General features: G+C 68.6%; 10 protein-coding genes. 3 read left to right on the top strand and 7 right to left on the bottom strand.

Translation table 11 applies throughout. The annotated features are described in order from the left end of the window. Nucleotides 1–66 precede the first annotated feature (66 nt). The gene (locus OG817_RS22015) at nt 67–885 is read left to right on the top strand and encodes a phosphatase PAP2 family protein (protein ID WP_406046551.1); all 819 of its coding nucleotides are present in this window, start codon (nt 67–69) and stop codon (nt 883–885) included. On the opposite strand, the gene OG817_RS22010 is transcribed toward OG817_RS22015, so the two are convergent. The 3 genes from OG817_RS22010 to OG817_RS22000 all read right to left on the bottom strand — a co-directional run bounded on the left by OG817_RS22010 (nt 828) and on the right by OG817_RS22000 (nt 4,436). Then, nucleotides 828–1,430, bottom strand: a complete 603-nt coding sequence (locus tag OG817_RS22010; protein WP_406046550.1) for a carbonic anhydrase — start codon at nt 1,428–1,430, stop codon at nt 828–830. The two genes, OG817_RS22015 and OG817_RS22010, sit on opposite strands and share 58 nt — an antisense overlap. After that, nucleotides 1,346–2,839, bottom strand: coding sequence for a SulP family inorganic anion transporter (locus OG817_RS22005; protein WP_406057375.1), 1,494 nt, complete (start codon nt 2,837–2,839; stop codon nt 1,346–1,348). The genes OG817_RS22010 and OG817_RS22005 overlap by 85 nt, the downstream gene beginning before the upstream one ends. Nucleotides 2,840–3,035: 196 nt before the next feature. Beyond that, nucleotides 3,036–4,436: a nuclear transport factor 2 family protein gene (locus OG817_RS22000; RefSeq protein WP_406057373.1), complete on the bottom strand. Its 1,401-nt coding sequence runs from the start codon at nt 4,434–4,436 to the stop codon at nt 3,036–3,038. A gap of 92 nt (nt 4,437–4,528) precedes the next feature. Between OG817_RS22000 and OG817_RS21995 the strand changes: the two genes are divergently transcribed. Further along, the gene (locus tag OG817_RS21995; protein ID WP_131350356.1) at nt 4,529–4,909 is read left to right on the top strand and encodes a helix-turn-helix domain-containing protein; all 381 of its coding nucleotides are present in this window, start codon (nt 4,529–4,531) and stop codon (nt 4,907–4,909) included. A gap of 8 nt (nt 4,910–4,917) precedes the next feature. Next, nucleotides 4,918–5,691: an SDR family NAD(P)-dependent oxidoreductase gene (locus OG817_RS21990; RefSeq protein WP_406057372.1), complete on the top strand. Its 774-nt coding sequence runs from the start codon at nt 4,918–4,920 to the stop codon at nt 5,689–5,691. A gap of 28 nt (nt 5,692–5,719) precedes the next feature. On the opposite strand, the gene OG817_RS21985 is transcribed toward OG817_RS21990, so the two are convergent. From OG817_RS21985 to OG817_RS21970, 4 genes are all read right to left on the bottom strand, one after another. Beyond that, on the bottom strand, nt 5,720–6,445 hold the full coding sequence (locus OG817_RS21985; protein WP_406057370.1) for a DUF427 domain-containing protein: 726 nt from the start codon (nt 6,443–6,445) through the stop codon (nt 5,720–5,722). Between the two features lie 58 nt (nt 6,446–6,503). After that, nucleotides 6,504–8,573, bottom strand: coding sequence for a fibronectin type III domain-containing protein (locus tag OG817_RS21980; protein WP_406057368.1), 2,070 nt, complete (start codon nt 8,571–8,573; stop codon nt 6,504–6,506). Nucleotides 8,574–8,640: 67 nt separating this feature from the next. Beyond that, a complete protein-coding gene (locus OG817_RS21975) occupies nt 8,641–9,285 on the bottom strand; it encodes a GNAT family N-acetyltransferase (protein WP_406057366.1) in 645 nt (214 codons plus the stop codon). A 118-nt stretch (nt 9,286–9,403) separates the two neighbouring features. Then, complete coding sequence (locus tag OG817_RS21970) at nt 9,404–10,942, bottom strand: MFS transporter (protein ID WP_406057364.1); 1,539 nt, start codon at nt 10,940–10,942, stop codon at nt 9,404–9,406. Nucleotides 10,943–11,019 lie beyond the last annotated feature (77 nt).

The raw sequence follows: 11,019 nt of genomic DNA, 5'->3' as shown, positions 1-11,019 counted from the left end.
TCGGGCGGCCATCGACGCAGGGTGGAATCTCAGAGAACGAGCGTTCGGTTTGAGGTGGGGGTCGATGTGGCGCAACTGACTCTGGAACGGGTGGAGCACCGATCGGTGCCGGTCGCGGTGAAGCCGCACGGGATCTGGCGGATCGTGCGGGAGGTCGCACTGCTGGCCGTGCTGTTCGGGGTGTACAACCTCGGGCGGTTCCTGTCGGCGGACCACACGTGGTCGGCGTTCCGGCACGCCGACGACTTGATCCGGTGGGAGGCGTGGCTCGGCCTGCCGAGTGAGGCCGCGGTGCAGCAGCACGCCTTGCGGATCGACGGCCTGGCCGACGTGGCCAACGCCTTCTACGCGAGCGTGCACTTCCCGCTGACCGCGGTGGTTCTGTTGTGGCTGATGATCCGGCGGCCGGCCGAGTACGGGAAGGCGCGCTGGGCGCTGGCGTCGCTGACCGGGCTGGCGTTGATCGGCCACATGTTCTTCCCACTCGCGCCGCCGCGGATGATGCCGGGCTGGGTGGACACCGGCGTACTGCTCGGGCAGTCCGTCTACGGACCGAGCACGGATTCCGGGGTGGCGAACCAGTTCGCGGCGATGCCGAGTCTGCATGTCGGATGGTCGTTGATGGTCGCCGTCTTCCTGATCCGGGCGACGCGGTCACGCTGGCGCTGGTTGTGGACCGCGCATCCGGTGCTCACGTTCACGGTCGTCGTCGTGACCGCCAACCATTACTGGCTCGACGGGTTGATCGCGACCGCGTTGGCCGTGCCGCTGCTGCTGATCTTCGACAGCCGGCGGGTGCGCATCCCCGCCGATGCCGGTGAGCTTGCTCAGCGTTTGAGCGACGAGCCCGCGGTGGCGAGCTCCTCGTCGGCCCGGACCAGGTAGGGCTCGCGGTCGAGGACGAGCCGGGCCGCTGCTGCGCGGAGGTCGAACCACAGGCCGATCAGCTCGAGCCGTCCTTCGTCCTCGGCCTTGTGCACGCAGGCGAAGCTGCGCAGGTTCGCGAGCTGTACGCCGACGTTCGCGACGGACAGCTTGTCCGCCGGGGACAGCTTCACCCCGGTGGCCGGGTCGACGATGTCCGGCAGCCCGACCGTGCGTCGTAGCGACGGTTCGAGGTGGCGCAGCCAGTTCTGCAGGCCGGTGCCGGCCGGGGCGTTCGCCTCGAGCGCGGCCGCGGCGGCACCGCAGTGCGAATGACCACAGACCACAATCGATCTCACCCCGAGTACGTCGACGGCGTACTCGATCGCGGCGTCGACCGAGCTGCTGTTCGATCCCTTGGGGGGAACGAGATTGCCGATGTTCCGGACACAGAACTGGTCGCCGGGGCCGGTGGCGGTGATCAGGTTCGGCACGATCCGCGAGTCCGCGCAGGTGATGAACAGCTGTGCCGGGCGCTGACCGTCCGCCGCGAGCTTCGCCAGCATCGGCCGGATCGGGTCGGCCGACGCCTCGCGGCCCGGAACGCCACCCGGTTCAGCTCGACCGAACCACCGCGCGCGATGTGTCCGCGCCGCCAGTCCTCGATCGCCTCGTACGCCGCATGGTCGAGATGGTGGACGTCGAGATCGACCCGAACCCGCGCACCTTCCGGGATCGACCGGAGCGTGCGGACCAAGGACGCAACGCCGAGGAACACCAGCGTGCCGCGGATCCGGATTGTCCACAGCCCGTCCTCCTCGGTCGTGGTGACAGTGGCCCGCGCCAGCCGATAGAGCACTCGCACGATCGCCAGCGCCAGGCCGATGAGTACGCCGTCGGCCAGTCCGAGTACGGCGACGGCCGCGGCGGTCACGACGTACACGAGGAGTTCGTCGTGTTTGCGCAAGGTGCGGATGTGAGCGAGCTGGACCAGCCGCAAGCCGGTGACGAGCAAGACACCGGCCAGGGCGGCCATCGGGATCAGCTCGAGCATCGCGCCGGCCGCCAGCACGAACGCCGCGATCCAGACACCGTGCAGGATCGCGGAGGCGCGGCTACGTGCGCCGGCTGCGACGTTGGTGGAACTGCGTACGATCACGCCTGTCACTGGCATGCCGCCGAGTGCACCGGACACCGCGTTCGAGGCGCCTTGACCGATCAACTCGCGGTCGAGGTTGCTGCGCTCGCCGCGATGAAGCTTGTCCACGGCAACTGCCGAGAGCAGCGACTCGACACTGGCGACGAGGGCAACGGTCAGCACCGCCGTGATGATCTCGATCGGAGTGCCGTCGGGCACCGCGGGCAGAACCAACTCTTTCAGTGGCTGCTCCGGCAGGTCGACGCGGGTGACGTCGGTCAGGAACGCCGCGGCCAACGCGGTGACCGCGACGACGGCCACCAATGGCGCCGGAATCACCGTGACCTTGGGCAGTCTGGGCCAGGTGAGCAGGATCGCGACGGTCAGTACGCCGGCCAGCACCGAATGGGGGTGATGGGCAACGAGTTGGGCGGGAAGCGCCGCCAGGTTGGCGATCAGGGAACTCTGCGCCTTCGCGCCGAGCACGACGTGCAACTGCTGGACGGCGATCGTGACGCCGATGCCGGCGAGCATGCCGTGTACGACAGCGGGGGACAGGGAGAGCGCGAGCCGCCCGACCCGGGTGACGCCCAGCAGGATCTGCAGCAGTCCGGCGGCGCAGGTGATCCCGGCGGTCGCGGCCCAGCCGAACTGGCCGACCAGGTCCGCGACGACGACCGTCAGACCCGCGGCCGGACCGCTGACCTGCAACGGTGATCCGCCGAGCGCCCCGGCGACCACGCCACCGACGACGGCCGCGACCAGGCCGGCGATGAGCGGGGCGCCGGATGCGGCGGCGATCCCGAGGGAGAGCGGTATCGCGATGAGGAAGACCACGAGCGAGGCCGGTAGGTCATGGTGAAGGACTGACCTCCAGGTCGTGCGCTCAGGCGCAGGACCGGAAGCCGGCGGGGGACGGGGAGTTGACATGGTCGGCACGGGTCCTCCGGCGTCGGTGCTCTGGGCAACTTGCTCTGGGCATCAGGCGTCGAAACAAAGAGTGTCGATCTGGTGACCCATAGTACTGGCCTGTTCAAGCCCGGAACAGGGACGAATGCGAGTTCGTTGCCGACGGCCCCGACGTGCGGAAAGGTGACGATTGCTCAGGCATCGATATCTCCGGGAACAGCACCCGGCGCGCGTGGTCGGTGTCGAGGTACTCGCGGACGGCGACGATCGCTCCGTCCCGGACAGTGAAGACCGCGCCGCATCGGTTGGCGTACGCCTCGCCTGATCTGGCCGTCGCCTGCGCGGTCCATTCGGCGAAGACCTGGTCGCCGTCGGCGAGGGCGTTCGTCAGCCTGATGGTCACCGGCGCTCCGGGCTCGAACAACTTGCCCGCCACCGCGCCGAGGAACTCGTCGACCACCGTCTCGCGCCCCTTCCACTCACCGGACAGCGGCAGGTCGCCCGGGTAGGTCCACACCACGTCGGGCGCGAAGCTCGCGCGGATGGTGGCCAGGTCACCGGCGGCAACAGCCTCGACGTACCTCGTCACGACGGCCTTCGGGTCCTTCATCGGTGTCTCCTCGGTGAAAAGTGTCAGTACGGCGTTGCCGCGGATCCGGCGGTCGCGCAGGTCGTCGAGGACGTCGCCGGTCCGGGACCAGTCCTCGATCCGGCCGAGCTCGGGGTGCAGCCGTCCGGCCGCGACCAGCCGGACGAGCGTGGCCAGGTCCGCGCCGTCGTCGCCGTCGGTGTAGTGGAAGTGCTCGATCGTCCCGTTCTCGGGTCCGTCGAACATGGTGAAGAAGTCAAGGCCGGCCGGCCGCCGGCTGGCTTGTCCGAACCAGATCAGCCGTCCGCCTGCGCGCACCTTCGACAGAGCGACCGGCAGGCTGTCACCTCCGATGGACTCGAGGACGAGATCGAACGGTCCGTCCGCGGCCGAAGCCTCGGGCACGATCGTCTCGGCGCCGAGTTCGAGCAATCGCGCACCGCGAACCGGCGAGGAGACGACAGCCGTGATCGATGCGCCGGCCGCCGCGGCGAGCTCGGTGAAGTAGTGGCCGACACCGCCGGAGGCGCCGGTCAGCAGGATCCGCCGTCCGATCACGGCACCCGCCGTACGCAGAAGACGGAGCGCCGTCAGCCCGGCGAGCGGAAGTGCTGCCGCCTGTTCGAGCGACACCGCGTCCGGCAGTACGGCGAGCTGCGTGAGCGGCGCGGTCACACGCTCAGCCCAGCCGGAGTGTGGCACGTGCGCCACCACTCGGGTGCCGACGGACGGACCAGCGGGAATCGTCCGGATCACCCGGCCTGCGACGTCCTTGCCGGGGCGCCAGCCGTCTCGCGGGTTCTCCAGTTGGAAGGTCTCACCGCGGTTCAGGGAGTACGCCGCGACCTCGATCACGACCTCGCCGGGACAGGGCTCGACCTCGTCGACCTCGGCCACCACGACCTTGCCGGGTCCGACAGGTAGTACTGCTCTCATCTGCGTTGCCTCTCGTGCTTAGACTCGACCTCGACGCTACGAACCGTTCGTGGCGGGCGGAAGACAGCACTTATTACTGCTCTAGGCACCTCATGGATACCGACCAGGTCAGAGGCAAGTGGGACGCCACTAAAGGCGCCTGCCCAACACGTCAGGTGCTGGGCCGGATCGGCGACACCTGGACGATGCTGGTGATCAGCACGCTGGAGAAGCACGGCACACTGCGGTCCGGGCAACTCAAGCTGCTGATCGAGGGCGTCACGCAGAAGATGCTCACCCAGACCCTGCGCCACCTGGAGCGCGACGGCATCGTCCAGCGGACGGTCGTCGCCACGGTGCCGGTGACGGTGACCTATACGCTGACTCCGCTCGGGCTGAGCCTGGCCGCGGCCGTCGCGACGATGCGGACCTGGGCCTACGACCACATGGACGAGATCGCCGCCGCCCGCGACGAGTACGACGCCGAAAGCTAGGGAGTCACGTGGATCTGCAATTGTCCGGCAAGACCGCGGTGGTCACCGGTGCCAGCAAGGGAATCGGGCTGGCGTGTGCCGAGGCACTCGCGTGGGAGGGCGTCACGGTGACCGGGATCTCCCGTGATCCCGCCAACCTGGCGAAGGCCCAGGAGGAGCTCGCCGCCAAGGGCCTGACGTACGCCGTGGAAGCGGTCGACCTCACCGATCCGGACGCGACCGACGCTGTGTTCGAGCGGATAGGCGTACCCGACATCCTGATCAACTGCGCGGGAGCGGCCCGCCGTACTCCGGTTGACGAGCTGGACAGCAAGGCGCTGCACGCCGCGATGGAGGCGAAGTACTTCACGTACATGCACGCGACCGACGCGGTCATCCGCGGTATGGCCGAGCGTGGCAGCGGTGCCATCGTGAACGTGGTCGGCCAGGGCGGCCGGCAGGCGAACCCACTGCACATCGGTGGCGGCGCCGCCAACGCGGCCTTGATGCTGGCCTCGGTCGGCTACGCCAAGGCGTACGCCGCTCAGGGTGTTCGGGTCAACGTGATCAACCCGGGCACGACCCGCACCGGCCGCGTCGACGAGGGCCTGGAGGCGGCGGTCCGGGCGAGCGGCCGGTCGAAGGAGGAGTTGCTCGGCGAGATGGTCGCCGACACCCCGCTCGGCCGGATCGGCGAACCAGAGGAGGTGGCTCGGGTCGCGGTCTTCCTCGCGTCGCCCGCCGCCAGCTACGTCACTGGCGCGATCATCCCGATGGACGGCGGCGTCACGTCCGCCATCTGATCTCGCCGTCGTGACGGTGAGTTCCGGGTCAGTCCGAGAAGTGGGTGACCGGGCGGTCCAGCGGTGCGCCGTCCAGCGTCACGTCGACGCGTTCGTTGAAGAACGCGATGAGGCCGGCGACCGGCAGCAGCGGCGCGGTGGGGAAGTCGTAGGACCAGGCCAGGTCGCGGCCGTCGACCGACCAGTATCCCGTGGTGCGGCCCTTGTACGGGCACGCGGTCCGGGTTTCGCTGGCGGTGAGGTGCCCGAAGTTCACCTCGGTCCGCGGGAAGTAGTAGCGCGGCGGCAGACCGGTCTCGAACACGATCACCGTCGATCGCGACTCGGCCAGCACCTTGCCGTCGTACTCGACCTTCACCTGGCGGCCGGAGCGGATCGCGTCGCACCGGGCGTACGGGTTGCGCGGGTGGACGAAGACCTCCTCGTCCTCCTCGAACCAGCTGTCCAGCGCGTCCCACTGGAACCGGACCCGGTCCTTCGCGATCCCGTCGTCGTACACCCACGCCTTGCCCGACCCAGCTGTGTGCACCCGCGCGACCCCGTGCTCGAACTCCTTCGTCTCACCGGTGTCCGTCAGCACGCCGTCCGCCACGTCGGCAACCGGGATGTAGTACTGCGGGTACGGCGGGAACTCCCACAGGTAGATCCCGTCCTGGGTGTCGAGTACGACGCGCCCGTCGAGCGTCGCGCGGATCCGCCGCGGGACCGGGACAGTCTGACCGGGTGGGACCAGGGGAGCCGGGTAGTCGTTCATGACTCCAGTAAAGGTCGCGGGGCCGACCTGAGGGAAGGCCGGCCCCGCGGTGGGGGGGTCAGACAGTGATCCAGTCGATGTCGGCGATGTAGCCGCTCGGGTTGCTGACCTTGATGGAGTTGGCTCCGGCGGTCAGCTTCATCGGGAGGTACGTCACCTGCGGCGTACCCCAGTCGTTGTCGCCGAGGCCGTGGTAGTTGACCCAGTAGGAGTCGGCGTCGTTGACGGTGAGCATGCTCTGCCGGCTGGTGTCGCCGTCGGTGTACGCGACCTTCACCAGGTACGTACCAGTGGTCGGGACGGTGATGTTGTGCAGCGTCACCGTGGCGTCGTACCCGATGTTGCCGATCTTCGAGCCGCCGGAGCACAGGTTGCAGCCGGAGATACCTGCGTTCCCGGTCAGCGTACTGGTCGATGCCTCGGCCTCGTACCGGACTGGCCCACCCGACTTCGAGGTGAACATGGTGACCGGCGCGCTCGCATCCGACGTACGGCCGCCGGACACGCCCTTCACAGTGAAGGCGTACTGCGTCTGCGGCAGCAGCCCGGTCACCACAGCGCTCGTGGTCGAGCTGGTCGCCACCTGCTTGCCGTTGGCGTACACCTTGTACGACGATGCGCCGGTGCTCGGCCGCCAGTTCAGGCTGACCGTCGTACGGCTCACGTCGGTCGCGGTGAGGTCGGCTGGCTTGCTCGGCGCATCATTCTTCTCCGGCGTGATCTTGTACAGCTTCGAGCCGTGTGCAGGCAGTCCCGCGCTGACCTGGCTGGAGACGTTCCGGGTGTTCTGGTTCGCCCAGATGTCGCGGACGGTCGCCTCGCCGGTCAGGCCGAGCTGGTCGAAGTTCCCGGTCACCGTGGCTGGGGTGTCGGCCAGGTTGAAGAGGGCGACGGTGACGCTGCCGTCCGCGTTCTTGGCGTACCAGGTCTGCTGCAACTGGTCCTGGTTCAGCGGCCGGGCCGGGTTGCCGGACTGGTTGATCGCGATGACCTCGCGGTTGGTCAGCAGCTTCAGGCCGTACGCGTCCAGCTTGGTCATGTCGTCCCCGACGAACAGCGGTGCGGCGTTGATCGCCCAGAACGTCATGTAGCTCTGCCGCTCGGCGTCGCTGAGGCCGTCCATCTCTCCGACGCCGACGTTGATCGCGTCCAGGTTGTTCCAGTGACCTGGTCCGGCGTCGTCGATCCACTGCGGCAGATCCCACCAGCGGGCCTTCACCGAGCTGTCCCAGCGGACGATCGTGTCGCAGTAGCACTCCACGTCGGTGTCGATCCGCCAGCCGTTCGAGTTCTGCTTCCAGACATCGGCGTACCGGTGGCTGAGCGACCACGACAGCGTGTACATCATCGGGCGCCCGGCGTTCTGGACCGCGCGCCACCAGGCCTCGATGTCCTCGGTGTTGTTGTGGTTCGGGTCGTCCGGCGCGCCCTTCCACGAGCCCGGGCCGACGCCGTCCATCTTGATGAAGTCGACGCCCCAGTCCGCAAAGAGCTTCGCGATCGAGTCGGCGTACTTCTGCGCGCACGGGCTCGCGTAGTTGATCTTGTACGCCTGGTCCCAGCCGTTCGTGGTGCGCAGGTCCGGGTACACGATGTCGCGGGTGAAGCAGCCGGGTGCGTTGTAGATCGGCGTGTTGCCGTCGCGGTAGACGTCGAAGCCGAGGCCGACCACGGTGTAGATGCCGAACTTCAGTCCGAGTTTGTGGATGTCGTCGCCGACCGCCTTCATGCCCCGCGGGAACCGCTGCGCGTTCGCCACCGGCCGGCCGTACTCGTCACCGCCGAGCTGCCAGCCCGCGTCGATGTTGATGTACTCGTAGCCGTACGGCTTGAGCTTGGTCGCCAATGCGTGCGCCTGGGTGAGGATGTTCTTCTCACTGATGAAGCTGCCGGGACCGTCCGGGTTCACGCCCGGGTAGTTGGTGGACTGCAGGCTCCAACTGCTCCAGCCCATGTAGGGCTTGGCCGCGACCTGCGGGTACTTCGCCGGGACCGGCTCCTTGGCCTGGACGGCGGTCGGGACAGCAGAGCCCTTGACCGCATCGGCCGGGCCGGTCGCGGCGGCCGTCGACACCAGGGCGACGGTGGCGAGCACGGCAGCGGCGGTACGACGTCTGAGATTCAGCACGGTGGTCCTCCGGATGACCGGGGAGAGAGCGGACGCTGCCGAGCCTAGGGTTGGTTAATTTACATCGTCAAGTATTCATCGCCGATGACTGTGCGTGGTCTCCGGCGAGGCGTTTCTCGAGGTGCTCACGGGTGGCCGGCCACTCGTTGCCGGTGATCGAGAACATGGCCGAATCGCGGAGGCGGCCGTCCTCGCCCGGAGCCCAGGACGGCGACCAGTTCCGCAGTACCCCCTCGAAATGTGCGCCGACGGATTCGATCGCCGCCCGGCTCCGCGCGTTGCGAGCGTCCGTCTTCAGGTCGACGCGGGCGACGTCCCAGACCTCGAAGGCATGCCGGAACAGCAGGTACTTCGCCTCCGTGTTGATCCCGGTGCCTTGGGCTGAACCCGCCAGCCAGGTGAAGCCGACCTCGATGGCCCGCAGTCGTTCACCGTCCGGCCACAGCCGAGGATCCCAGAACGACGTGGCTCCGACGACGCGGCCGGTGTCGACGGCGATCTGCGCGTACGGCGCCAGCTTGCCGGTGGCCGCCCGCTCGAGTTGCGCATCGATGTAGCCGGCCGCTTCTGTTGCCGTGGGCACCCAAGTGAACGCGTACGACGCCCGGTCCTGGTCGCCCGCGGCGCCAAGACCCTCCGCATGCCGAGGGGAGAGCGGCTCCAGCCGGACGCGCTCGCCCTCGAGCACCGGGCCTTCCAGTACGAATCCCACTACACCCCTCCTGGCCGAGACGAGGTGTCATCGTCGCAGTTGGCCGGTGGCGTGGAGCTGGATTTACCACGATCCGGGACAGGGCCGGGAGGCAGCTTCCCGGCCCGGTCCCGGTCGACTAGTGGTGCTGCGGACGGCGGCGTGGACGCAGTGGCCGGCTGTGCGGGTCGGTGCGTCCGTGCTCGCGCCGGCTGAAGACGAACGGGCGCGACGGACGCTCCGCGGCCGGGTGAACAGTCGGCCGGGACAGCTGGATCGGCGCCTGCTCGAGATTGACGCGGATCGGGCGCTGGTGCCAGGGCGAGCGGGTCCGGACCACGACCAGGCGGAACCCGCCGTCGCGGCGCAGCCGGAGACCGATCGCGATGGTCGCGATGGCCGGCACCAGACCGGCCAGCAGCAGGCCGTTGCGGGCGCCCCAGTGTTGGGCGATGAAGCCGACCGTGGGTCCGCCGATCGCGCCGCCCCCGATGAACACCAGGTTGTAGATCCCGGACACGCGCCCGCGCAGGCCGTCCGGAGTGGTCAGTTGGACCATCGACTGCGCCGCCGTGAGGAACATCAGCGTCGCCATGCCCATCGCCGACAGGAGCGGGATGAAGGTCCACAGCGAGGGCTGGATCGAGGCGACCATCTCGGTGACGGCCAGGATCGACGCGATGCCGACCAGGTTCCGCAGTCGGGGAGTCCGGATCCGTCGGGCGGACAGCAACGCTCCGCTCAGCGCTCCCGCGGCCACCACCGAGTTCAGTACGCCGTACCCGGTCGCGCCGGTGTGGAAGACCCGGTCCGCGAAGGCGGTCAGCGTGACCGGCAGGCTGATCGTGAACATGCCGTAGATGCCGACCAGGGCGATCGCCCACCGGACTGCCGGCTCGTGGAAGGCGTACCTGACGCCATCGCGCAGGCCGTCCCGCATCCGCAGACCCGCGCTGGCTCGCCGCGCCGCGACCAGGCCTGGCATCTCGGACTCCCGCATCCGGAGCAGCGCGGAGATCGAACCGAAGAACGTCACCGCGTTGAGCGCGAAGGACCAGCCGGTGCCGAGGGTGCCGAGCAGGATGCCGCCGAGTGCCGGCCCGATCAGGCTGCCCAGCTGGAACGTCGACGACACCATGCTGATCGCGTTGCGGACCCGGTCCTTGCCGACCAGTTCGGTGACGAACGACTGCCTGGTCGGATTGTCGACCGCGGTGGCCAGACCGAGGATGAAGGCCATCATGTAGACCTGCCAGACGTGCACCTGGCCGGTGAACGCGAGCACGGCCAGAGTGCCGGCCAGACTCCCCATCGTGGCCTGGGTGACGAGCAGGATCTTCCGCTTCGGGAAGCGGTCGGCGATCACGCCGCCGTACAGGCCGAACAGGAGGGTGGGCAGGAACTGCAGCGCGGTGGTGATGCCGACCGCGGTGGCGCTGCCGGTCAGCGTGAGGACCAGCCAGTCCTGGGCGATGCGCTGGATCCAGCCGCCGGTCGAGCTGACCAGCAGTCCGCTGACCAGGAGGCGGAAGTTGCGGACCTGCAGAGCGCTGAAGGTGTCCCGGAATCCGGGCCGGCGCTGCGTGGCCGGGATCTCGCCGGAGGCGGGCTTCGAGGTGGTGCGGTGAGTGTGGAAGTCGGGGACGGAAGGGACAGTACCGGTGGCCCGGGTGGTCAAGAGTGTTCCTAAGCGACGTGGACTGGTCAGGGGAGGACATGTCTATCCTCAGGGTTCGGTACTGGATTTCGACAGCG

Origin of the sequence: Kribbella sp. NBC_00889, assembly GCF_045207705.1 — a bacterium.
In the GTDB taxonomy this organism is placed as follows: Bacteria; Actinomycetota; Actinomycetes; order Propionibacteriales; family Kribbellaceae; genus Kribbella.
This window is presented reverse-complemented; position numbering and strand designations above follow the sequence as displayed.